General features: G+C 47.8%; 17 protein-coding genes. 6 read left to right on the plus strand and 11 right to left on the minus strand.

Annotated features, from left to right (window positions below):
- Window positions 1–244 precede the first annotated feature (244 nt).
- From GKS34_RS15270 to cysN, 5 genes are all read right to left on the minus strand, one after another.
- Window positions 245–2,671, minus strand: a complete 2,427-nt coding sequence (locus GKS34_RS15270) for a GumC family protein (protein WP_163385851.1) — start codon at window positions 2,669–2,671, stop codon at window positions 245–247.
- A gap of 541 nt (window positions 2,672–3,212) precedes the next feature.
- Window positions 3,213–4,523 carry a nucleotide sugar dehydrogenase gene (locus GKS34_RS15275; protein ID WP_163385916.1) on the minus strand — a complete coding sequence of 437 codons (1,311 nt, stop codon included), beginning with the start codon at window positions 4,521–4,523 and terminating at the stop codon, window positions 3,213–3,215.
- Between the two features lie 1,044 nt (window positions 4,524–5,567).
- The gene (locus tag GKS34_RS15280) at window positions 5,568–6,302 is read right to left on the minus strand and encodes a polysaccharide biosynthesis/export family protein (protein WP_163385917.1); all 735 of its coding nucleotides are present in this window, start codon (window positions 6,300–6,302) and stop codon (window positions 5,568–5,570) included.
- A 740-nt stretch (window positions 6,303–7,042) separates the two neighbouring features.
- Window positions 7,043–7,798 carry a 3'(2'),5'-bisphosphate nucleotidase CysQ gene (gene cysQ / locus GKS34_RS15285; RefSeq protein ID WP_163385852.1) on the minus strand — a complete coding sequence of 252 codons (756 nt, stop codon included), beginning with the start codon at window positions 7,796–7,798 and terminating at the stop codon, window positions 7,043–7,045.
- A gap of 1,405 nt (window positions 7,799–9,203) precedes the next feature.
- Complete coding sequence (gene cysN / locus GKS34_RS15290; RefSeq protein ID WP_163385853.1) at window positions 9,204–10,463, minus strand: sulfate adenylyltransferase subunit CysN; 1,260 nt, start codon at window positions 10,461–10,463, stop codon at window positions 9,204–9,206.
- A gap of 756 nt (window positions 10,464–11,219) precedes the next feature.
- On the opposite strand from cysN, the gene GKS34_RS15295 reads away from it, so the two are divergent.
- Window positions 11,220–11,471: a hypothetical protein gene (locus GKS34_RS15295; protein ID WP_163385854.1), complete on the plus strand. Its 252-nt coding sequence runs from the start codon at window positions 11,220–11,222 to the stop codon at window positions 11,469–11,471.
- 225 nt (window positions 11,472–11,696) lie between these two features.
- On the opposite strand, the gene cysD is transcribed toward GKS34_RS15295, so the two are convergent.
- Genes cysD through GKS34_RS15310 form a run of 3 tightly spaced genes read right to left on the minus strand, consistent with a single transcriptional unit; the run spans window position 11,697 to window position 14,991 of the window.
- Window positions 11,697–12,602, minus strand: a complete 906-nt coding sequence (gene cysD, locus GKS34_RS15300; RefSeq protein WP_163385855.1) for a sulfate adenylyltransferase subunit CysD — start codon at window positions 12,600–12,602, stop codon at window positions 11,697–11,699.
- Window positions 12,603–12,607: 5 nt separating this feature from the next.
- Window positions 12,608–13,198 (minus strand): adenylyl-sulfate kinase, encoded by a 591-nt coding sequence (gene cysC, locus GKS34_RS15305; RefSeq protein WP_163385856.1) that lies wholly within the window; start codon window positions 13,196–13,198, stop codon window positions 12,608–12,610.
- Window positions 13,199–13,233: 35 nt separating this feature from the next.
- Window positions 13,234–14,991 carry an SLC13 family permease gene (locus tag GKS34_RS15310; protein WP_163385857.1) on the minus strand — a complete coding sequence of 586 codons (1,758 nt, stop codon included), beginning with the start codon at window positions 14,989–14,991 and terminating at the stop codon, window positions 13,234–13,236.
- Between the two features lie 646 nt (window positions 14,992–15,637).
- Here GKS34_RS15310 and GKS34_RS15315 point away from each other — a divergent pair.
- From GKS34_RS15315 to GKS34_RS15335, 5 genes are all read left to right on the plus strand, one after another.
- Window positions 15,638–16,579: a metallophosphoesterase gene (locus GKS34_RS15315; protein WP_163385858.1), complete on the plus strand. Its 942-nt coding sequence runs from the start codon at window positions 15,638–15,640 to the stop codon at window positions 16,577–16,579.
- Between the two features lie 912 nt (window positions 16,580–17,491).
- Complete coding sequence (locus GKS34_RS15320) at window positions 17,492–17,821, plus strand: hypothetical protein (protein WP_163385859.1); 330 nt, start codon at window positions 17,492–17,494, stop codon at window positions 17,819–17,821.
- 288 nt (window positions 17,822–18,109) lie between these two features.
- Window positions 18,110–18,325 carry a hypothetical protein gene (locus tag GKS34_RS15325; protein ID WP_163385860.1) on the plus strand — a complete coding sequence of 72 codons (216 nt, stop codon included), beginning with the start codon at window positions 18,110–18,112 and terminating at the stop codon, window positions 18,323–18,325.
- Window positions 18,326–18,465: 140 nt separating this feature from the next.
- Window positions 18,466–18,768 (plus strand): hypothetical protein, encoded by a 303-nt coding sequence (locus GKS34_RS15330; protein ID WP_163385861.1) that lies wholly within the window; start codon window positions 18,466–18,468, stop codon window positions 18,766–18,768.
- A gap of 486 nt (window positions 18,769–19,254) precedes the next feature.
- Window positions 19,255–21,150, plus strand: coding sequence for a beta-N-acetylhexosaminidase (locus tag GKS34_RS15335; RefSeq protein ID WP_163385862.1), 1,896 nt, complete (start codon window positions 19,255–19,257; stop codon window positions 21,148–21,150).
- A 464-nt stretch (window positions 21,151–21,614) separates the two neighbouring features.
- On the opposite strand, the gene GKS34_RS15340 is transcribed toward GKS34_RS15335, so the two are convergent.
- From GKS34_RS15340 to GKS34_RS15350, 3 genes are all read right to left on the minus strand, one after another.
- The gene (locus GKS34_RS15340; protein ID WP_163385863.1) at window positions 21,615–22,208 is read right to left on the minus strand and encodes a CPBP family intramembrane glutamic endopeptidase; all 594 of its coding nucleotides are present in this window, start codon (window positions 22,206–22,208) and stop codon (window positions 21,615–21,617) included.
- A gap of 94 nt (window positions 22,209–22,302) precedes the next feature.
- A complete protein-coding gene (locus GKS34_RS15345) occupies window positions 22,303–22,740 on the minus strand; it encodes an OsmC family protein (RefSeq protein ID WP_163385864.1) in 438 nt (145 codons plus the stop codon).
- A gap of 264 nt (window positions 22,741–23,004) precedes the next feature.
- Window positions 23,005–24,879, minus strand: coding sequence for a TIGR00341 family protein (locus tag GKS34_RS15350; RefSeq protein ID WP_163385865.1), 1,875 nt, complete (start codon window positions 24,877–24,879; stop codon window positions 23,005–23,007).
- Between the last annotated feature and the right edge of the window lie 344 nt (window positions 24,880–25,223).

The following is a 25,223-nucleotide window of genomic DNA, read 5'->3' on the forward strand; positions in this document are numbered from 1 at the left end:
ATTGTTTAACTCTTAACAAACAGGGTTCCACTACAATCAAGCTTCCGTGCAGAAAATTACTTCTGACCATTTCAGCCCCTCCCGAGCCATTTTAACCCTTAACCACCAGGGTTCGACCGCTAACTAGGTCAACTGCAAATCACTACGTCTCAAACTACTCAGCCCATTTCGAGCCATATTAACCCTTAACTACCAGGGTTCTCATGGCCTCAAGCTTCACTGCCAAACATCTCCTGTTAACTGCCTAACTCCTACCGAGCCACCTCTTCCAGGACTTCTTCTCTTCCTGATCTTCGGCATAGTAACCGTAGCCATAGCCATATCCGTAGCCATAGCCATATCCGTAGCGGTGGGCTTTTTTCGCTACGCCGTTAAAAATCAGGTAGGCTTTTTTTAGAATATCCTGCTTTTTCAGGGTATTGATATGTTCGATAAACTGCTTCTCACTGTAATTGTAACGAACCACAAAAAGGCAGACATCCGCCAGTTGGATCAGATCCAGGGATTCGGAGACCAGGCCTACCGGCGGGGTGTCCAGAATGATCATATCGTAGCTTTCCCGCATCTGCTGGATTAAGTGGGAAAAGCGCTCGGTAATCAGCAGTTCGGCAGGGTTGGGCGGAATGGGACCCGAAGCAATGATGTCCAGGTGGTCGTAAGCAGTAGACTGTACGATGGCTTGCATGTCTTTCTCCTGTCCGCTCAGGTAAGTAGAGAGGCCGTGTTTGTTTTTCAGCCCAAAATCCTCAAAAATTTTAGGTTTGCGCAGGTCGCAGCCGATCAATAAGGTCTTCTTGCCGCTCAAGGCATAGACCGAGGCCAAATTGATGCTGCTGAAGGTCTTGCCCTCCCCGGAAATGCTGGAGGTAATCATGATTACGGCCGGCTGCTCCTTGGGCAGGATAAAGTTCAGATTGGCCCGCAGGGAGCGGAAGGCCTCCGTCACGCCGGAGCGGGGTTGATTAAACACCACCAGGTTGTCCTTTTCCTCGCTCTGATTGATGCTGGTTAGCAGGTTGAGCTGGGATTTTCTCTCCAGCTCTTTGCCATCCTTGATTTTGGTATTAAAATAGTTGCGGCCCATACTAAATCCCACCGGTATCGCCCCTCCCAGAATCAGGGCAATCAGGAAGGTGAGTGCTTTTTTAGGACTGATCGGGTTGCGATTGACCAGGGCCGTTTCGACAATTTTGTTGCTGGGGGTATTGGAGGCCCGGGTAATGGCCGCTTCGGCCCGCTTTTCCTGCAGAAAAGTGTATAGGTCTTCGTTTAGCGAGAACTCCCGCTGAATGCGAATCAGGTTTTGCTCGGTCTGGGGTAGGCCGCCAAAGGTGCGTTCAATCCGATCTATGCGCTCTTCCAGGTCGGTGATCAGCAGTTGGGCATTTTGATCCACATTCTGGAGCAGCTCCAGGATGGACTGATTCATATCACTGATCTTCCGGTTGACCTCCCGCACGGGGGGAGAAATCTCCGTCAGCCGGGAGGCATGCATGGATTTTTCCGCCTGAAGCTCCAGCAGGTTTTCGATCAGGGTGTTCAGAATGGGGTCTTCTATGCCCAATCCGGAAGGCACCACGATCTGGTTGTAATCCTCCCGCTGCAGGTAATTGCGGAGCTGTTGGAAATACTGCCTTTTAAACCTCTCCTGGGCCAACTCGGTTTCCAGCTCCTTGAGTTGCTCGAAGATGGCCGATCCTTCCGAGCTGATATCGTAGGTGGCGTTGTTGGATCGGAAACTTTCCAGGCGGTTTTCGATGTACATCAGGGAGTCCGAAAGCACCACGAGCTGGGCATCGATAAAGTCGATGGTATTGGTGGCCATGGCGTTCTTTTCCTTCAGCTCGTTTTCCAGGTACACGGACTGTAGCGTATTCAGGTAATCCCTGCCCTTGGCGGGCGTTTCGGTCTTCAGGGTGAGTTGCAGGATGGTGGACTGCTTGTCCATGGGGGAGATCTGCAGGTTTTCACCGGTGTAATGGTTGACCAAAGCAAACCGGTCACGCAGGCGGATCAGCAGTTCGCCCTTGCTATCGGCTCCCGTCAGCCCTACGCGAAAGCGGTTCATGGGCAGCTCCACCCAATCCCCAAAGCGATAGGTTTGGGAGGGGGAAACGGGATCTTCCAGGATTTCCCGGGAATCGCTATCCGGAAAGATCTGGTTAAAATCAGTATCCTCATAGCTCAGGGTAAAGGTCTGCCGGTCGGACCAGCGGATGCGGATCAGGCCATTGGCCAGCTGCGGATGCGTCCAGTCCACCTCCACGGCGATGGGCGTTTTCTGGTACAGTTCTTTTTGGACGAATACTTCTTCCTGAATATACTCCACGTCAAAATCCAGGCGGTCCAGGGCGGCTTCGGCGATGGGGCGGGATTTGAGGATGATCATCTGGTTGCCCAGCACCATTTCGTCCCCTCCCATCATGCCCAGTCCGGTGGTTTCAAAAATCCCGGAAAGGGGGCTTTCTTTTTCCTTGACAAAAAACTTGGACGACACCTGGTATACGGGTACGGAAAAGCGGATGATAAAGTAGGCCAGGGAGAGGGTGATGACCAGGGAGAGCAGGATATAGTACCGGATGCGCCAGACTTGCAGCAGCAGGTCTTTGACATCGATCAGGTCTTCTTCCGGCACTGCCACCGGCGGCCGTTGCGGGTCGGGTTGGTTCATGAGGTGTTTTTAGCTATTGCGATGAAGTGAAGCTGTCTTTTTTGTTCGCTGTTCGTATCAAAATCCCCCCAGCCCCCTTGGTAAGGGGCAGTCGTGTACGTTTGATTGATCGGAAATCAAAAGCCTTGCAGTTCCCTGCCCGATTACATTTTCCAAAATTTAGCAGCAAAGCCCAATTTCAGCAAATCCCCCTTTTTTAAAGGGGGTAAGGGGGATTTTTTGTGCATTTTTATTTAGAATAAACGGACTTTTTGATAACTACGTCAGCAAATCCCCCTGGCCCCCTTAGTAAGGGGGAATCGTGCACGTTTGATTGATGGATACGTTTTTAACGGTTCGTTTAGTAAGCTCGATGACATTACCTAAATCTAGCAGCAAATCTCAGTTGGAGCAAATCCCCCTTTAAAGGGGGAAAGGGGGATTTTTTCGAGCTTTTTTAATTTAGAATAAACGGAATTTATAATAATTACGTAAGTAAATCCCCCAAGCCCCCTTTGTAAGGGGGAGTCGTGTACGATATGCCACTGAATTTTTTTAAGCGCTACAACCTCGCATCCACCTTCTCCTTATCCAGTACCGCCTTGACGTCGAAGACAACCAGGTCCTTGCTTTTGCGGATGGGGAGATCACGGAATTTCTGATGGGCGACGGCCAGGACGATGGCAGAGTAATCGGCTATGGTGGGGCAATCGTCCCCGTCGATGATTTCCAGTCCGTACTCGTGGGACACTTCCTCCTTATTGGCCCAGGGATCGTACACATCTACGTCCATATCGAAGGAGCGCAGCTCCTGGTAAATGTCGATCACACGGGTGTTGCGTACATCTGGGCAGTCTTCTTTAAAGGTAAAGCCCAGAATCAACACCTTGGAATCGATTACTTTCAGGTCCTTGCGCATCATGTGTTTGATCACCTCGGTGGCCACGTGCTTGCCCATGGAGTCGTTTAGCCGGCGACCGGCCAGGATGATCTCGGGATGGTAGCCTACTTCCTGGGCTTTCTGCGCCAGGTAAAAGGGATCCACGCTGATGCAATGTCCGCCTACCAGGCCGGGTTTGAAGGGCAGGAAGTTCCACTTGGTACCGGCAGCGGCCAATACCTCATGGGTATCGATCTGCAGGAGGTTAAAAATTTTTGATAATTCGTTCACAAAGGCAATGTTGATGTCCCGCTGGGAGTTTTCGATCACCTTGGCGGCTTCCGCCACCTTGATGCTGCTGGCCTTATGGGTACCGGCGGTAATGACTTCCCGGTACAGGCGGTCCACGTATTCGGCTACTTCGGGCGTGGAACCGGAGGTTACCTTGAGAATCTTGGCCACGGTATGTTCCTTGTCTCCCGGATTGATGCGTTCGGGGGAATAGCCGGCGTAAAAGTCTTCGTTATAACGAAGGCCGCTGACTTTTTCCAGAACGGGTACGCATTCTTCTTCGGTTACACCGGGATAGACGGTGGATTCATAGATGACCACATCGCCTTTTTTGAGGTATTTGCCGATGGTTTCGGAAGCTTTGAGCATGGGGGTCAGTACGGGTCGGTTGTGCCGGTCGGTGGGGGTGGGCACGGTGACCACGTAAATCTGGCAGTCCGCCAGTTGCACAGGGTCGCAGGTATTGAGCAAGCCATTATTCCCGGGTTGGGGATTGTTGGCCAGTACTTTTTTAAGGTCTTCATCGGAAACTTCCAGCGTACCGTCTTTACCGGCATTCAATTCCTTTACTCTTTTTTCAGAGATATCGAATCCGATAACAGGAAATTTTTTGGCAAATTCAACGGCCAGAGGCAATCCTACATAGCCCAGGCCGATTACGGCGATTTTTACATCAGAAAAAGGCGTTAATGGAGCAATCATCATAGTAAATAAATTATAAAACAGTTAAAAAGATCACTTTTTGGATGCTGGTGATTAAATAGTTAAATGCAAGGTGCAAAGATAATGGATTTTGGGCTTCGGCCGGATGCGGGCTTTATATTATTTTACTGTAGGATTATGTTCTATAGGATAACCTTCGAGGTCTCGAAGGTTATCGATACTGACCTTTGGGGTTTTTCCAACCCCGTATTCTTTTTCGAGGGTACATAGCGTTTAACGTTCGGTCTAGTCAGCCCGATTACATTTTCCAAAATTCAGCAGCAAAGCCCAATTTCAGCAAATCCCCCTTTAAAGGGGGCAAGGGGGATTTTTTCGTGCATTTCAAGTTAGAACAAACGGAATTTATGATGATTACGTAAGTAAATCCCCCTAACCCCCTTGGTAAGGAGTCGTATGCGTTTGATTGATCGGAAATCAAAAGCTTCGCAGTTCCCTGCCCGATTACATTTTCCAAAATTCAGCAGCAAGGCCCTATTTCAGCAAATCCCCCTTTAAAGGGGGCAAGGGGGATTTTTTCGTGCATTTCAAGTTAGAATAAGCGGAATCTATGATGGTTACGTAAATAAATCCCCCAACCCCCTTGGTAAGGGGGAGTCGTATGCGTTTGATTGATCGGAAACCAAAAGCTTCGCAGTTCCCTGCCCGATTACATTTTCCAAAATTCAGCAGCAAAGCCCAATTTCAGCAAATCCCCCTTTAAAGGGGGCAAGGGGGATTTTTTCGTGCATTTCAAGTTAGAACAAACGGAATTTATGATGATTACGTAAGTAAATCCCCCTAACCCCCTTAATAAGGGGGAGTCGTATGCGTTTAATTAATCGGAAATCAAAAGCCTTGCAGTTCCCTGCCCGATTATATTCCCCAAATTTAGCACCTTCCCCCCGGGGCACAGCTTCGCCTCCTGAGTCCCATTTTTTACCGGGGAACCCACCACAAGGCCTGGAAAACGAATGCAAAAAAATAAATTGATTTTCTATTGGGCAACCCTTTTCTGAATTAAATCACCGACCTGCTCCCGGTTCACTACTTGACGGCATTCAGTACAAGAAGCACAGCGGATAGGGTGGTAACGGCCAGCTGGAAGGTCTGGACAAAATTCACACCGGTACCCAGTTCGCGTATTTTCATGGGTTCGGCATAGAGCATGTCGTTGGGTCGGATAAAGTAAAATTCAGATTCGACGATTCGTTGGTCGTTCAGGTTGACGCGAAAGGATTTGGTTCCTTCGGGGTATTGGCGGATCAGGACCACCTCGTTTCGCTTGGCGGTGGTGGTCATATCCCCGGCATGGGCGATGGCCTGAAAGATGCTGATGCGGTTTTGCAGGATGGTAAAGTTGCCGTTCCGGTTAAATTCCCCCAGCGCAGAAAAGCGCACGCCACCGAGGCGAACGCGGACGAAGAAATCTTCTTCGTTGACATAGGCCGTGAGTTTGCTTTCTATCAGGGATTGGGCTTGTTTGGTAGTCAGGCCCAGCAATTCGATTTCCCCGAGCAGGGGAACTTCCACATTGCCGTTTTCGTCCAGGGTATAGCCATTGATAAAAAAAATGTCGCCGCCGTTTTGGGCACCTTGCGCCATATTCATCTGCAGCCGTTGGTCCCCACCGGCGATGCCAAATATCTCGTTAAGTTCTTCCGAGGTGGTTTTGATGTTGATATCCACCACGTCGTTGTACTGCAGGTAATAGTCCGCGGTCATGTTGGGAACCAGTTCGCTTTCCGTATAGAGCGGAATTTCTTCGTCGGTTTCCTGCAGGTAGATGATACGTTCGTTGGAAATGCAGGAGGCTGTCAGGAATACCACCGAAGCGGCAAAAAGTAGAAATTTAAGGATTTTCATTTATAGGGAGTAAGGAAACTTCGCAATTTGGGGTCAAATATATTTAAAAGCCGGGCAGCAAAAAAACAGAAGGTACATTTTTTCACCGCAGGGGTGAAAATATATATTTTAAATCTTTGGGTGGTAAGGTGTTTACAAAGATTTAAAGGAAAAATAGTGTTTTTTTTAACCACGGATTTACCGGATTTAATCTTTACAGACTGCCTCCCGTTCTATTCCCAAAACCTCCGTGTTTTTTGTGACCTCTCTGTGTCCTTTGTGACGAATTTTTGTCTGAAAGCATCTCCACCCACCTTATTCAATTGCGTTACTGTTTTTTTTGTCACAAAGGGCTCTAAGAACCACAGAGGTCACAAAGAATTTATTTTCTCAAAGTCTTCCCCTCACTAAGTCTTCTAACCGTCATTGCGAGCGCAGCGAAGCAATCTGATCCGGAGCGTAACCCCAAGTCCTCCGTAGAATACCATCCGAAAACGAATGATGGATTCGTAATCCGACAGACTGCCACGGGTGCGCGAGCGATTACGACCATTCGATTGGACTCCGTCTGCACCCTCGCAGTGACGGCATCATCAGCACATCACCATATCATCACATCATCTCCAAGTCTCCCCCTCCCTAAGTCTCCCCCTCCAAGTCCTCTTTTCACAGAAAGGCTATCCTTCGCAGATAAACCAGGGATTCAGTAGATTTTCTTTATTATAAACCAGCGGGCTGTCTTCGTCGGTCTTTTTGACGGTATAGCCCAGGGCCAGCAAAACACCGTGAGCAGCGGCAGTATCCCATTCCATGGTAGGCGCAAAGCGGGGATAGAGCTGGGCCTTGCCCTCTGCCAACAACATAAACTTCAGGGAGGAACCCATGCTGATTACTTCCGCATCCGGATACCGATCAATCACTTCCTGCGTCTCCGAACTCAGGTGGGAGCGGCTGGCCACAATGGTGCGCACCGTTTTGTCCTCCGGCCGCTTCAGCGCCAATGCTTCTCCCTGTCCTTCCTGTTTCCAGGCCCCTTCTTCAGCATTCCCCCAGTACATAATATCCAGCACAGGCGCATATACGACGCCCATGACCGGCGTATTTCGGTGAATCAGGGCGATGTTTACGGTAAATTCCCCATTTTTTTTAATAAATTCCTTGGTACCGTCCAGGGGATCCACCATCCAGAAATAGTCCCAGTTTTTACGCTCGGTATAGAGGATGTTCTTGCCTTCTTCGGATAAGACCGGATAAGGTGTTTCCTTCAGATACTCCATAATTACCTCATGTGCGGCCTTATCTGCCAATGTCAGCGGCGAGTCATCGCTTTTCATCTCCACCCCAAAATCAGCGGAATGGTATATCTTGAGGATTTCCTGTCCGGCGGATTTGGATGCATTTTTGGCTATTTCGGTAAGTTTTTGAATATTCATTTTTTATATCTCGTTACAAATATTTTTGTCACAAAGAACTCAAAGAACCACGAAGAGCTCAGAGGTTTTTATTATAATTCTTCGTGTCCTTTGTGCATCCTTCGTGTGCTTTGTGACTAAAACCCCCGGAGTACTGTGCGTTAATTTTTGTCACAGAGAACTCAAAGAACCACAAAGGGCTCAGAGGTTTTTATTATAATTCTTCGTGTCCTTTGTGCATCCTCCGTGTGCTTTGTGGCTAAAAACCTCGGAGTACGGTGCGTTATTTTTGTCACAGAGAACTCAAAGAACCACGAAGAGCTCAGAGGTTTGTTTTTAATAATACTTCGTGTGCTTTGTGTCTATAAACCTCGGAGTACGGTGCGTTAATTTTTGTCACAGAGGACTCAAAGAACCACGAAGAGCACAGAGGTTTGTTTTTAATAATACTTCGTGTTCTTTGTGGCTAAAAACCGCGGAGTACGATGCGTTATTTTTGTCACAGAGAACTCAAAGAACCACAAAGGGCTCAGAGGTTTTTATTATAATTCTTCGTGTGCTTTGTGCATCCTTTGTGTGCTTTGTGCCTAAAAACCGCGGAGTACGAAGCGTTATTTTTGTCACAGAGAACTCAAAGAACCACGAAGAGCTCAGAGGTTTGTTTTTAATAATACTTCGTGTGCTTTGTGGCTAAAAAACCTCGGAGTACTATGCGGTAATTTTTGTCTCAGAGGACTCAAAGAACCACGAAGAGCTCAGAGTTTTTTTTACTATTACTTCGTGTGCTTTGTACATCCTTTGTGTGCTTTGTGTCTAAAACCTCGGAGTACGGTGCGTTAATTTTTGTCACAGAGAACTCAAAGAACCACAAAGGGCTCAGAGGTTTTTTTTACTATTACTTCGTGTGCTTTGTGCATCCTTTGTGTCTATAAACCTCGGAGTACGGTGCGTCAATTTTTGTCACAGAGGACTCAAAGAACCACAAAGGGCTCAGAGTTTTTTTTACTATTACTTCGTGTGCTTTGTGCATCCTTTGTGTCTATAAACCTCGGAGTACGGTGCGTCAATTTTTGTCACAGAGGACTCAAAGAACCACAAAGGGCTCAGAGTTTTTTTTACTATTACTTCGTGTCCTTTGTGCATCTTCCGTGTGCTTTGTGTCTAAAACCTCGGAGTACGGTGCGTTAATTTTTGTCGCAGAGGACTCAAAGAACCACAAAGGGCTCAGAGGTTTTTATTATAATTCTTCGTGTCCTTTGTGCATCCTCCGTGTGCTTTGTGACTAAAACCCTCGGAGTACTGTGCGTTAATTTTTATCACAGAGAACTCAAAGAACCACAAAGGGCTCAGAATTTTTTTATAATTCTTCGTGTCCTTTGTGCATCCTTCGTGTGCTTTGTGTCTATAAACCTCGGAGTACGATGCTTTAAATCACCATCCCCGCGGCGACGGTTTCGTTGGTATTGGGGTCGATGAGGATGATGGAGCCGGTTTGGCGGTTGCGGCGATAGCCATCGAAAAACAACGGCTGGGCCGACCTGATGCTGATACGGGCAATGTCGTTCATGCCAATCTGATCTACCCCTTCTTCCCGGTGTAGCGTGTTTACGTTTACCCGATACAGGATCTCCTTTACCATCACCTGGCATTCCTTGGTGGTGTGCTTTAGCAGCAGTTTGCTCCTGCCAAGCAGCTTTTGCTGGCTCATCCAACAGACCATTACATCCAGATCCTGAGCGACGGTAGGTACATTATTTGGCCTTACCAACATATCCCCCCGGCTAATATCCAGTTCGTCTTCCAGTGTCATGGTTACCGACATGGGCGAAAAGGCTTCGGCAATGGGTTGCCCATCCAGTTCGATGCTTTTGATTTTGGAGGTGAATCCTGAGGGCAGCACCTTCACATCGTCTCCAGGTTTAAAAATCCCTCCTTCGATCCGGCCGGCATAGCCCCTGAAATCCTGGTGCTCGTGGGTATGGGGACGAATGACCATCTGTACCGGAAAGCGGCAATCAATATGGTTCAAATCGGAAGCGATGTGTACGTTTTCCAGCAAATAGAGCAGTGTAGGTCCTTCGTACCAATCCATATTTTTGGACCGATCCACCACGTTATCTCCTTTCAAGGCAGAGATGGGCACAAAATGCACGTCCTTGATTTCCATTTTACTGGCAAAAGCCTTGTAATCCTTGATGATTTGTTCGAAAACAGCTTCGTCATAGTCCACCAGGTCCATTTTGTTTACGCAGACAATCACGTGGGGGATTTTGAGCAGGGAAGCGATAAAAGAATGGCGGTAGGTTTGCTCCAGCAGTCCCTTTCTGGCATCGATCAGGATAATGGCCAGGTTGGCTGTGGAAGCTCCGGTGACCATATTCCGGGTGTATTGAATATGACCGGGAGTATCGGCAATGATGAATTTTCGTTTGGGTGTGGCAAAGTACCGGTAGGCCACATCGATGGTGATGCCTTGTTCCCTTTCCGACTTGAGGCCATCGGTCAACAGCGAAAGGTCCACGTAGTCAAAGCCTTTTTTCTCGCTGGAAGTTTTGACTGCCGCTATCTGATCTTCAAAAATAGATTTGGAATCAAATAAAAGCCTTCCGATCAGGGTACTTTTCCCATCATCCACCGATCCGGCAGTCGTAAATCGTAAGAGTTGATTGGTTTCTTGTATGCTCATGCTCGTTATTTTATTTCTTTATTCAGTATCTGTCCACCTAATTTTTTATGTCACGTCTGAAGGCAGGTATGGGATTTTTATGCTATCAAAATTATTTTTTATCACAGAGGGCTCAAAGAACCACAAAGAACACAAAGGTTCTATTTTCTCTAAGCTTCCATTTCTCCTAGTCCCTTTGTCCATTCATCAAACCATCAACCACCGTCATTGCGAGCGCCAGCGAAGCAATCTGATCCGAAGCGGAACCGCAAGTACTTCGTAGAATAACATCAGAAAACGAGTGATGGATACGTATTCTGACAGACTGCCGCGGGTGCGATGAGTGATGCGATCCTCTTTTGTCCTAAAACGCACCCTCGCAGTGACGACATCCTCACATCATCAAACCATCAACCACCGTCATTGCGAGCGCAGCGAAGCAATCTGATCCGAAGCGAGTCCTGCAAGGCCTTCGTATAATACTATCCAAAAACGAGTGATGGATACGTATTCCGACAGACTGCCACGGGTGCGATGAGTGATGCGATCCTCTTTTGTCCTAAAACGCACCCTCGCAGTGACGACATCCTCACTTCATCAAACCATCAACCACCGTCATTGCGAGCGCCAGCGAAGCAATCTGATTCGAGGCAAGACCTGCAAGGCCTTCCTAGAATACCATCATAAAACGAATGATGGAATCGTATTCCGACAGACTGCCGCGGGAGCGTAGGACGATCTCCATAGTTTATAGTGAACAAAAAACGCACCCTCGCAGTGACGACATCCTCACTTCATCAAACCATCAACCACCGTCATTGCGAGCGCCAGCGAAGCAATCTGATCCGAAGCGAGACCTGCAAGGACTTCGTAGAATACCACCATAAAACGAATGATGGAATCGTATTCCGACAGACTGCCACGGGTGCCCGATCAATTACGATCATTCGATTTGACTCCTTCTGCACCCTCGCAGTGACGGCGCCATCATCCGATCACTACATCATCCCTTCGTCTCTTCGTCCCTAAGTCTCCACATCTCTCAGTCTCCTAGTCTCCTCGTCCTTTTCCCAGAAACTCTGCGCCCTTTGTGACCTCTCTGTGTACTTTGTGACGAATTTTTGTCTGAAAGCACATTTATACAATTGCGTTACTATTTTTTTTGTCACAGAGATCTCAAAGAACTAGGAAGGGCACTAAGGTTTTATTTTCCCTGAGTCTCCACCTCTCTAAGTCTCCACATCTCTCAGTCTCCTAAAAGTACCCGCTCTTCTTCCGGTCCTCCATGGCTGTTTCGCCGCGTTTGTCATCCGCACGTGTTCCCCTTTCGGTGGTTCGGGTGGTGGCTACTTCGGCAATGATTTTTTCCAGATCATCGGCATCGGATTCCACGGCTCCCGTGATGGGCATGTCTCCGCAAGTCCGGTACCGGACGGTCATCGTCTTTATTTCCTCCTCAGGCTTCAACTGAATGAAATCCGATTTGGCCAGGATTACCCCATCCCGCACCACGCACTCCCGCTGATGGGAAAAGTACAGGGAGGGCAAATCGATGTTTTGGTCTTGTATGTATTGCCACACGTCCATCTCCGTCCAGTTGGAAATCGGAAACACGCGGAAGTGTTCGCCCATGTGTTTTTTACCATTAAAGAGGTTCCAGAGCTCGGGCCGTTGGTTTTTGGGATCCCACTGTCCGAATTCATCCCGATGGGAAAAGAACCGCTCCTTTGCCCGGGCTTTTTCTTCATCCCTACGGGCGCCTCCCATGGCTGCATCTATTTTGTATTCCTCCAGGGTATCCAGCAAGGTTACGGTCTGCAGGGCATTCCGGCTGGCATTGGCGCCGGTCTCTTCCCGTACCTTTCCCTCGTCAATGCTTTTCTGTACGGATCCCACGATCAACTGTACTCCCAGCTTTTCCACCAGTGCATCACGGAAGGCGATGGTTTCCGGAAAATTATGCCCGGTATCTATGTGGATCAGAGGAAAGGGGATCCGGGAAGGGTAAAATGCCTTCCGCGACAGGTGGGCCAGTACAATGCTGTCCTTTCCGCCGGAAAAAAGAAGCGCCGGCTTTTCAAACTGAGAGACCACCTCCCGGATTACAAAAATCGCCTCAGCTTCCAGTTCTTCCAGATGGGATAGATAATAATGTGCCATAGTTACTATTTTAATTTTTTGTCCAATGCTTCTACCAATTGCGTGACCCCTTTTTCCAACGGAACTTCAGCGGTTTTGATCACCTTAAAGGGGGATTCGGGTGCTTCGTAGGGGGAATCAATCCCTGTAAAATCTTTAATCAATCCCTGCCGGGCTTTTTGATACAACCCTTTGACATCTCGCTGTTCGCAGACCTTCAGGGGACAATCCACAAAAATCTCCAGAAAACGGTCGGAACCTACCCGATCCCGTATCATATCCCGATCGGATCGGAAGGGAGAGATAAAGGCCGATAAAACGATCAGTCCGGCATCCATCATCAACTGCGCCACTTCGGCGATCCGGCGAATGTTTTCTACCCGATCTTCCTTGCTGAAACTTAGGTCGCTGCACAGGCCGGTGCGAATGTTGTCCCCGTCCAGCAGGTACGTATGATAACCGATTTGGAACAGAGACTGCTCCGTGGCATTGGCCAGGGTGGATTTGCCGGAGCCGGACAGACCGGTAAACCAGATCAGCGCGGGTTTTTGTCCCAGGGCTTCTTGCCGGAGTTGCCGTGTAATCTTAAATTCCGATGGATGAATGTTTTCCTGCATAGAAATCCCGCGGCATCACTGCTGCTTTGATTGATTTATAAATAATACCATTGGATAAACAAGATGACAACCGTTCCGTAGATCAGTGTCAGCGGAAATCCAATGGCAAAATAATCCTTAAACTTATAATTTCCGGGCCCCATGACCATCAGATTGGTTTGATAACCTATGGGGGTCATGAAATCTCCGGAAGCAGCAAAAGCGATGGCCACGAAAAAGGGTGTCAAAGGTTGCCCCAACTGTTGCCCTAACTCCATCGCAATGGGAAACATGATGGATACCGCCGCCGCATTGGTGATCAGGCTGGTCAAAACCAGGGTCATCATAAATAGCAACAGTAATGCCCATACCGGATCGGAACCTTGCGTCAGGTAAAGCAGTCCCGTAACCAGCATATTGGCCGCTCCGGAATTATTCAGTGCCACTCCCAGAGACAGTGAACAAACCAGAATCAGTAAGAGATCCAGGTCCACCGCCTTCCGTAAAGTCTGCAAATTTAACACTTTAAATAAATACAGGGTAAGGATTCCGGCAAAAGCTGCCATAAAAAGATCTACCCAGCCTATAATCCCGGTAAACAACAGGGCCAAGGCCAGCAAGGAAGGTAAGCCCCGAAACCGCCCGTTTTCCTGCTTGAGTTCTCCCCTCAGCGTAATGATAATCAGGTCTTTCAGGTATTCGTTTCGGTTGTAATCCTTTCCGGTCAGCATCAAAAACAGGTCCCCCGCCTGCACCTTGGTTTCTCCTATGTTTCCTTTTAGCTGGGTTCCGTTCCGATGAATGGAGATGATAGAAGCGCGGTAGCGGTTGCGGAAGTCACTGTCTTTGATCTTTTCGCCGATCAGAGACGAACTGGCAGGTACTACTGCTTCTGTAAGCTGAAAGAACCCATAATTGGACACATGTCCTTCTTCCGGCAGACTTAGACCGTTTTCTTCGCGGATTAGGTCCAGAATGGCCTCCGAATTGCCAGTAAAAAAAAGCTTATCTCCTTCCTGCAGGATTTCATTGGGGCCCACGGGAGAAATTTCCTGGTTACCCCTTTTGATTTCCGCTAGAAATATTTCCTTTAGTTTTCGCAATCCGGCTTCTTTCACCGTTTTGCCATGCATTTTGGATCCCTGCGGCAGGCGGGTTTCGACCAGATATTCGTTTAGGTGATCAATGATTTCACTTTTATTTTCCTCCCTGACCGGAAGCAAGTGATTGGAGGCTATACTCAGGTATAGGATTCCAAAGAAGGCCACCAGCAAGCCCAGGTAAAGGAAGTCCTCAAACCCCAGCAAGGGAAGGTCGTATTGGCTGATCAGTCCGTTTAGCACCAGGTTGGTAGAAGTGCCTACCACGGTGATCATGCCACCGAGAATGGTGGAAAAGGAAAGCGGGATCAGAAATTTGGAAGCCGGGTACTTATTGGTCTTGGTCCATTCCTTTACATAGGGAATCATAAACGCTACCACAGGGGTATTGTTTAGCACCGCTGACAAACTCCCTACCAGCAGCATCAGGCGAACCCGAAATACGCCCGGTTTCAGTTTTTGGCTAAAAATTCTAAAAAAGAAGCCGTTTCCGATGTTCTGCTGAATGCCAGCCGTAAGACCAATAAGTAGAAAGATAACGATGATCTGTTTATTGGCAAGCCCCAACAAAAACTCCTCCGGCTGAATGATCTGCAGCAGGAGCAATAAAAAAACCGCCCCCAAAAATGCGAAAGACGGTCGAAGCAGGTCTCGGTAAAGTACCAGTACCAATCCTGCCACTATCAATAAGGTAATAAGGCTGGGAGAAAACATCTAGGGTTATAAGTCGGATACAGCTTCGCCCGGTGAGTCCCAAAAAGGACTTAGGCTGGTAAGCAATGGGTTGCCCGCAGAGGGAAGTAACTCCCTGCTTTGTATTTTCAGGAGCGAGGCTATCTGTTACTGGTTTTTTGGGATTAATTGGATCGGCCGCAAATCCACAGCTCACCTTACGCTCGCCGCCAGTATCAGCCGTCTGAAGACCTAAAAGTAGTGGGGCAGTAATTTATTTCAAAACTTTAGGGGGGATTTAAATGGGCCTACCAGGTGCCCCTTCTAAAGGGACAAAACACCTGAATAATTTTCAAATATTCTATTTTGTATTATAAATATGTTTTTCTGTTTTTGAGAAGATAATTTTTCATTTATGGGCGTTTTCGTACTCAAAATTATTTTTATGTTATCCCTATCGGTTTACTAGGAAAATGTCTTTTCGCCTGCCATTTTCCGAAAAGAATTATCATTTTATTTGGTCGTGAAAAAGTGCTGATTTAGATTTATAAGGCTGATCAATTTCAGCCATCGTTTACATTTGATGTTTTTTCTTAATCGTAAGATAGCTGGGGTCAATAGAGAAATCATCCTGCATTATGCAGGTCAATGGACTATTTCAACGGCCAATTCATTTATAATTTGAAACATGAACTACCGTTTTGGACTGATTCTAATTATTTCGTCTTGCCTGAGTGCCTGCTTTCCCTCTGAAAATAATACGCTAACCTTTATGGCCGTCGGTGATATGCCCTATCACCTTCCCGAAGATTTTGAGCGTTTTGACCGTCTGATACAGAGGATTAATACAGCCAATCCTGATTTTTCCCTACACGTGGGAGATATCAAATCCGGTGGCACGCCTTGTTCGGATGCCTATTTTACAACAATCAAGGGTTATTTCGATCAATTTGAACAGCCCCTGATTTATACGCCCGGAGACAATGAATGGACGGATTGCCACCGGGAGGCTTGCGGGGGTTATGATCCGGAAGAACGCCTGGATAAACTGCGGCAACTATTTTATTCCACCGATCAAAGCCAGGGAAAAAATCCGATGACCCTGCAGCGGCAAAATAGCTGGGAAGGCTTTGAAAAGTTTCCTGAAAATGCCCGATGGCAACAGGCAGCCATTACTTTCGGAACGTTTCATGTGATTGGATCAAATAATAATTTCAAATTGGATTCGGCTGCCCTGAACGATGAGTTTTACGAGCGGGAACTAGCCAACAATTTTTGGTTGAAACAGCTTTTTGAACAAGCCCGGGAAACGCAAAGCCGAGGCATCGTACTGGTATTGCATGCGGGACTGGACTACCAAGCCCGAAACGAGCGCAACGGGCATGCCAGTTTTGTGCAGTTGCTGCGGGAACAGGTACTGGATTTTGGCAAACCGGTATTGCTATTGTACGGAGACCATCACCGCTTTATGGTAGACCAGCCGCTTCGTGACAGTATCGGCAAAACCATCACGAATTTTACGGCGGTGCAGGTCTTTGGCGATCGGGACATGCATGCCGTTCGGGTAGTCGTATCCCCCGAAAACCCCAATTTATTTTTGATTGATCCCTTCTACGTTGCGGAAAATTAAGGCCAATCATCAAATCAACAATAACCGTCATTGCGAGCGCTAGCGAAGCAATCTGATCCGAAGCTAAATCACAAGTCCTTCGTAGAATGCCATTAGAAAACGAGTAGCACAAACGTATTCCGACAGACTGCCGCGGGTGCTGGAGCAGATACCGCCATTCGATTTGACTCCGTCTGCACCCTCGCAGTGACGATGCTCGCTCCCTCTCTCTTAGTCTCCTGGTCCCGTCCCCCTTCGTCTATTCCCAAAAACTCCCTGCCCTTTGCGTCCTCTCTGTGTACTTTGTGACAAACTTTTGTTTGAAAGCATATCCACCCACCCTATTCTATTACGGTACTTTTTTTTTGTCACTAAGGCCTCAAAGAACCACAAAGAACTCAAAGGTTTTATTTTCTCTAGGTCTCTATATCTTCCCTACACTTCGCCGCTTAGTCTTAACTCGAATTCAGCTGTGTTGGTTAGGGGTTAAAACGGTTCGATACGGGATAGGCTTTAGGCTCTGACCTGTTTGCATTTGGTGGGATGGTCTTTTTTTCAGGAACCGATTTTCGAAGCATCCACTAGTTTTGATAGCCTGTCAACAGAAAAGCAAAGCGGGCAGGTCGGCACAAAACCGGGCCGTGCGGAAGGATTGCGGGGAGAAGGATTTTTGTGCCTTGATCTTTTGGTACTTTTGGATCAAGCCAAAAGTACAGAAGGAACAGGCATTTACTACCACCATCAGCCTTCGCCCTGCCATCTGCGTTAACCTGAAATGGAACCAGTCCGGGCATTGGCGGAAACCTGGTTTCTCTTTTTAGCGGCTGGATAGCCAATGCAGGGAGCGAAAGGCTCCCACCACCCCGGGCTGCGCCTCGTGCCTTGGCTTACCCGGGGTTAATGGTATTTCGCCCCTTCGGGGCTTGGAATATAATGGCTATTAGTAGCCCGAGGTGTGGGGTTGCGCTTTATAGAGCATCTAGTAGCATTGACAGAACTTCTACGGATGGAAAAAGCGGGCAGGCTGGCGCAAAACCGGGGGTGCGGGAGGATTGCGGGGGGAAGGATTTTTGTGCCTTGATCTTTTGGTACTTTTGGATCAAGCCAAAAGTACGAAAGGAATTGGCGGTAAAAAGAGAAAACCACGATTGTCCTTCCATGTCCTTTGATAAAAGCAAAGCGGTTGGTCCGGGCAGAGGTGTAGTTGTGGGCAAATTGGCAGCAAAGGAGGTATTGGCTTCAGCCGTGTTGGTTAAGGGTTAATATAGCATTCATGGCTTGTCTCCCACTCCTGTTTCAGGAGGGGGGCCGGGGGGTGGTCACAAACGTGCCCGGGCATTGGCGGAAACCTGGTTTCACATTTTAGCGGCTGGATGGCCAATTTAGGAAACGCAAGCCCCCAATTACCCCGGGCTGCGCCTCCTTTGTCGGCTTACCCGGGGCTAGCGGTATTTTGCCTCTTCGGGGCTTGGAATAGGATGGCAATTAGTAGCCCGAGGTGTGGGGTTGCGCTTTATAGAGCATCTAGTAGCATTGACAGAACTTCTACGGATGAAAAAAGCGGGCAGGTCGGCACAAAACCGGGCGGTGCGGGAGGTATGCGGGGGGAAGGATTTTTGTGCCTTGATCTTTTGGTACTTTTGGATCAAGCCAAAAGTACAGAAGGAACAGGCATTTACTACCACCATCAGCCTTCGCCCTGCCATCTGCGTCAACCTGAAATGGAACCAGCCCGGGCATTGGCGGAAACCTGGTTTCTCTTTTTAGCGGCTGGATGGCCAATTTAGGAAACGCAAGACCCCAATTACCCCAGGCTGCGCCTCGTGCCTTGGCTTACCCGGGGTTAATGGTATTTCACCCCTCCGGGGCTTGGAATATAATGGCTATTAGTAGCCCGAGGTGTGGGGTTGCGCTTTAATAGAGCATCTAGTAGCATTGACAGAACTTCTACGGATGGAAAAAGCGGGCAGGCTGGCACAAAACCGGGGGTGCGGGAGGATCGCGGGGGGAAGGATTTTTGTGCCTTGATCTTTTGGTACTTTTGGATCAAGCCAAAAGTACGAAAGAAATTGGCGGTAAAAAGAGAAAACCACGATTGTCCTTCCATGTCCTTTGATAAAAGCAAAGCGGTTGGTCCGGGCAGAGGTGTAGTTGTGGGCAAATTGGCAGCAAAGGAGGTATTGGCTTCAGCCGTGTTGGTTAAGGGTTAATATAGCATTCATGGCTTGTCTCCCACTCCTGTTTCAGGAGGGGGGCCGGGGGGTGGTCACAAACGTGCCCGGGCTTGGAATCTGATGGCAATTAGTAGCCTGACGGGTGGAAATAGACTTTTAGGCAGTTTCCCTGGTCTTCGATTCAATCGTAGTGGTTAATTCGTCCACTTATTTGGCTGAGCCTGTCGAAGCCCGACTCCGCTCCCTTCGACTCCGCTCAGGGACCGGATTCGGTTCACTCTTTCTCCATCTCCTAGTCCGATCGTCTCTTCGTCCCTATGTCTCCCAGTCACCAAGTCTCCCAGTCCCTAAGTCCGTCCGTCCCTAAGTCTCCAACTCTCCCCCTCTCTCAGTCCCCAAGCCCCTCCCACAACGTCTTCTGTTTTAATTATTATTTTTTATAATTACATTTGATTCTTATTAAATTTTTTTACCAAACAACTATTGCAAACAGGTCTTCTGGCCGCAACAAAAAATGCATCCATGAATAAAAATCTCCTTTTAGCCGGACTACTCTTACTACTTAGCCAGGTAACGCTCCTTGCTCAAACCAACCACCTGCTCCCGCAACCTCAAACGGTAGTTGCCCGGGAAGGGGAATGGATCCTAGAGCCGGGTACGCCTCTGATAGCCGAAAGCGCAGCAGCCAGGAAATCCGCCGCCTTGTTTAATGCCCTGTTGGAAACCAAAACCGGTTTTCAATTACCGATTCTAATGCATCCGCCTGCTTTGGGACCATTGATTACGTTGGAGGAAAGCATGGTCGCAAACAATCCTGAAGCCTATACCCTGGAAGTTAACGGCGAAGGGGTAATAATCCAAGGGGCTGATAGCGGCTTGTTTTACGGATTGCAGTCGCTGTTTCAGTTGGTGGAAATACAGGGAATAAGTGCTGTGGTACCTCAGGTGGAAATTGCCGATGCGCCCGCCTTCGGCTACCGGGGCATTATGCTGGATGTATCCAGGCATTTTTTTAGCACCGCTCAGGTCAAAAAAATACTGGACCTGATGTCTCAGCTTAAATTCAATACCCTTCACTGGCACCTGACGGACGATCAGGGTTGGCGCCTGGAGATCAAAAAATACCCCAAGCTTACCGAAATCGGAGCTTGGAGAGATTCCACCATTATCGGGCAATATTACGATTATCAGCCTTTCATTTACGATAACGAAAAACACGGGGGCTACTATACGCAGGAGGAAGCAAGGGAAATCGTGCGCTACGCTGCTGAGCGAAAGATTACCGTCATACCGGAAATTGAATTGCCCGGCCATAGCTCTGCCGTACTTGCTGCTTACCCGGAATTCGGTAGCTTTGAAATAAAAGAAGGAACAGCGAAAGGCACGATTCCTGCCGTGAATGACAAGGGTGATCCATTAAATAATGAGATCAGCAAGCAATTACCTGGTTATTGGGGCGTGCATTACAATATTTATGGTCCAACCCCAGCTGCTTTCAGCTTTTTGGAAGATGTGCTTACCGAGGTAATGGACATCTTTCCCTCGAAGTACATTCATATAGGCGGGGATGAAGTGCCCAAAGATCATTGGGAAACCTCCGCCATTGCTCAGAAAGTTATCAAAAAAGAAAAACTGGAAGATGAACATGAACTTCAGAGTTATTTTATCCAACGCATCGAAGAATTTTTGAATGAAAACGGTCGGAAAATGATCGGTTGGGATGAAATCCTGGAAGGTGGCCTGGCCCCCAATGCTACGGTCATGAGCTGGCGAGGGGAAAAAGGTGGCATCGCCGCTGCCAAAATGGGGCACGACGTAATCATGACGCCAAACAGTCATTTGTATTTTGATCATTATCAGGCAGAAGACAAAACCACAGAACCGCTGGCCATTGGCGGTTTTCTTCCCCTGGAAAAAGTATACAGCTACTCACCGGTACCAGACGCGTTGAGCGAGGAAGAAGCAGTACATGTATTGGGGGTTCAGGCAAATCTTTGGACGGAATACATTCCTACCAACCAAAAGATGGAATATTTTCTGTTTCCCAGGGCCCTTGCCTTGGCTGAAGTGGCCTGGAAGCCAAAGGAGGAAAAAGATTACCAATCCTTTCTCCGGGATCGGTTGCCTGCAAGCTTGTTGTCACTGGAAAAACAGGGGGTGTTTTTCCGTATCCCTGAAGCAATCGTGGACATCAGTAAGGAATCCGGCAGGCATTTGATCCGAATCCAGCCCCTGGTGGCAGGTGCAAAGGTATATTACACGGTGGACGGCCATAAGGCAGATCAAACCGCCCGCTTGTACACGGGACCGATTGTTGCCCCCAATCCAGGCAGCGACCAGGAATCCCTGGTTTTGCGCTATGTGACCATCACGCCCGGCGGCAGGAGTAGCAATGAGTTTCAGGTTCCTATTGAATAATGGCGAATTTGAATTCCTGCTTATCAGTACGCTATGGGGATTATAAATCCCAAGGCACCGCTGTTCGGAATTTGTAATTCCGAACCCGGATAACTCAGGATTTGTAATCCTGCTGGCGTGCACGTCACAGGGATTACAAATCCCCCTTTATCTGAACCGCGGAATTGCAAATTCCGCGGAGCGGGGTTGGTTTTTTTTTGCTGTCATCCGGATTTTTGCGTCTTTTTTAAATGTTAAGTCTCGAGCTACGGGCAAGTCAGCCCATCCCTCCGACTCCGCTCAGGTTCCGGATTCGGTTCACTCTTTCCCCATCTCCTAGTCCCTCATTCTCTTCGTCTCTAAGTCCCCACGTCCCCACTTCCCAAAGTCTCCCACTCTCTAAGTCCCTAGGTCAATAAACCTCCGTACCTTCGTGTCCTCTTTGTGTCCTCTGTGACTAAAAATTTCTGTACGCCCTCCCTCTTTTAGTCACTTTGTACCTCAGTCTCAGCCTCTCTCAGTCCTTCCGTCCCTTCCTCACCAGACGTCAGCCAAAACAAAAGCACCGCATCAAACGCCGAATGCGCCAGAATGGCCGCTACTATACCTACCTGTTGGAACAAGTATCCGAAAAATGCAATCAGTCCCACCATAAGGATTCCGTATACACTGATCCGCCAATTGAAGGGATTTAAATAACCATGCAGCAGCACGAATAGTATGGCCGTTGTCCAGAGTCCCAGCAATGGCTGCAATCCTGCACGAAAAAACAGTTCCTCGCCAATACCAGCACAAAGAGATATAAAAACGATCCCTGCAGGCGTCCAGGACCACTGATTAATCAGGTTGCGATATTTTACTTTCTCTTTTTCAAAAAACGATCGAAGGATTACCCATCTCGCAAGAAAGCCGGAAACCGTTCCTGCCAGCAGCCCGAGAAGTACCTGAATCCAAAGGGGCCAATGTCCGGCCAGCAGTTCCCTAACCGGAGTTTCCTGAAAAAAATACACCAGTGCAAGCCCTGCGAGTCCAAAACCTAAAAGGGTGCCCCAACCCAATAAGCGCATTTGTTGATTCATATTCTGCGCAATCTAAGGAATGTTACCTAGAAATGGATTAATAAAAAATGCCAGAGAAAAATCCCTGGCACTTACTATTATTTCCTGTATCAAATCAGGAACTAAAAGAGATATTTAGGCTGATCGGGACAGAACTAAGGGCCTTGCTGATCGGGCAATTTTCCTTGGCCACTTCGGCCAATTCTTTAAATTGCGCCTCATCCATACCTGGAACTTTGCCTTTCAGATCCAGTACTATTCCGGTAATGGAAAATCCGGCATCTCCTTTTTCCAAGGATACGGAAGCTGTGGTTTTCAATTCTTCGGCAGTAAATTCTTTTCCCGCAATTTGAAAACTAAGTGCCATGTTAAAACAGCCTGCATGCGCTGCGGCAATCATTTCTTCCGGGTTGGTTCCTTGAGTGCCGTCCTCGTTTTCAAATCTGGTTTTAGCACTATAGGGAGAATTATCAAAAAACCCGCTTGGCGATGATAGCGTTCCGCTACCCTCCTTGCCTGTTCCTTTCCAAATTGCTGTTGCTTTTCTTTTCATGTGTTAGTAATTGTTTTTTAATTGTCACATGGAATCTCGCACGCTTGAAAATCATCCCACTGTATGTGAGGTTATCGTCATGCTCGATTTCATGAATTAATTATGTTTTTGGATTAATATCTTATCAAGGTATCAATAAATTACCAAAATACCCAAAACTACGTCAGACAATCCATCGACAATTAATAACTAACACCTAATTAAGTATTTGACACAAGCGAACTCAATTTTTATGGGGATTCCCCAATCTCACACCGGATTTTTTCAAAAAACGGTCACCCCCATGGTAACCTCCAGCTCTACCTCCTCTCCCAGCAGCTGTTCGATCTCGTTTTTGATGGCTTGCAACTGGCTTTCGTTAAGACTTCTTTCTGCCACAATTTTCACAGCCAGTCGAACGGGCTTTATACCCCGGACGGTAATGTCTCGCAGTACCGCCCCCTCTACCCGGTATCCATCCAATTTGGAAATGACATCTTTTTCCCGGACCATGTCCATAAAACCAAAAAACAAGGGCAGACTTACCAGTCCGACAACGATAAGCGAATAGGCAATTCCTTTTCTGGCCAAACGGAACGGGCTAAAGCCTAACAATAAAAAAGTCAGGGCCGCTGCCATCACCATGCCAGCCAGGTTGGTCATTAATAATAATAAAGCTCCCTGAAAAATACTCCAGTCCATCCAGCCAAGACCTATTCCCGATACGGCCAGGGGCGGTACCAAAGCTACCGCAATGGCGACACCGGCCAATGTTTTGGCGATCTCTTCCTTGGCGCTGGCATAAGCTCCGGCAATGCCCGATCCGACCGCTATCCCCAAGTCCAGTAAATTGGGGCGGACCCGGGCCATGATTTCATCGTTCGATAAGTTAAGGGGAGTGAGCCAGGTGATGACCATTGCGCAAAGGTACCCCAGAAGCATGCCCCAGCCGATGGCTTTGGAGCTATTGATGATCAGGTTTTTATCCTGACGTAAAACACCCATGGCCAGGGATATGATTGGAGCCATCAGAGGGGCCAGAATCATCGCCCCGATAATTACCGGAGAGGAGTTTCCAAAAAGTCCCAGGGTGGCAATTAAGGTAGACAAAACCATCAATACCAAATAACTGCTGCTGGTCCGGGAACTTGAACGTAAGTTGGAAAATAATTCTTTGAATTCCTCGGTAGTGGCGTGGTTGATTAAAGGGAGTTTCCTTTTCAGTAATTCATCCCGCACCTCTCCTCGTGGAAGTACCCGGACCTTGAAAATATCTTCCTCAGAACCTTGTCCTTCCAAATCCAGGTACTTACCAGGTACCATTTTCAAGGCCTTTGGTTTGATTTCCAATTCCAGTCTTTTCGAACTCAGCAAGGCTCCATCAAGGGAATAATTGATGGATTCCTCGCTGGAAATACACAAGGAAGACGTCTTGATATGTGCCGCAAAAGGAGGCAGCCTGCTTTTTCCTTTTTTCCGGAAAAAACTGTCCAACCCAAACCAAAACAAACCGGAAATGCTCTTTGGTGAAAGGATCATGGCATGCAACTTACCATCGTTGATATAGGAGTTTTCAAAAACCTTCCTGCTGAGCAAATTGCTCTTACCGTGCTGGACGATGACCATACCGATGGCGGCGGTGTCCAGTTTTTCCTTTTCATTCGCTTCCAGGGTATACGGGTGCGATCTTGCCACCCAGAATAGCTTGAAAAAATAGCTGAATTTTTTCCAAAAACGCTTCCAGCTATTATTGGCCACGGAGCCTGTCATCAGGCTCAATGATTCCCCTATCACTACGCTATTAAAAACGGGCCTGCCATTCAGGGTAAGCAAGTCCACACGTTCGGTGTCCTCAGTGTCCATGACCTGATCCATACAATCCTCCAGGTCGCTATCCACTCCAAACCCCTGCCTGCCATGTAAAAGCTCAGGATGGGGAAGCAGGGCGATGCGCCACTCCTGGTTCAGGGCCAAGGGTAATAATTCCTTCAATTGATCATCTGACAAATACGTAACCACAAAATCCTCCTTTCCCAGTTCGGCAGTAAGTTCATTGGTAAACGGGAGCTTGAGTTTCAGATCTGCACCAAATCGCGGAACAATACTGGTTTCCACCTCTTCTACCATTTTAGGATCAAATAAAAGGATTATGCTTTTCATCTGTTTATAATTGTCTTTAAGCGGCCATATGGAATCTCGCATGCTTTATAATCATCCCTCTGTGTGTCGATTGCGTCATGCTCAATTTCATGGCAGTTATGATAAATGTGTCGGGTAAAGAATTAGAATCTGGCCGTACGAAACTGAGATAACCAACAGTAGTCAAAGAATCAGTCCTGTATACAGTTGGGGGATGGAAAAACCCTCCACGTACTTTCCAAAAATAACTTTTTATCGGTCCCAAACCAAAAAGGCAACGGGGATAAACGGTGGTATAATCGGGTCCCAATTTGATTTTTAAAATAAAAAAAAAATAAAAACCGCCTGAACAAACTTGTTTCCCA

Source organism: Cyclobacterium jeungdonense (assembly GCF_010994275.1).
GTDB lineage: Bacteria > Bacteroidota > Bacteroidia > Cytophagales > Cyclobacteriaceae > Cyclobacterium > Cyclobacterium jeungdonense.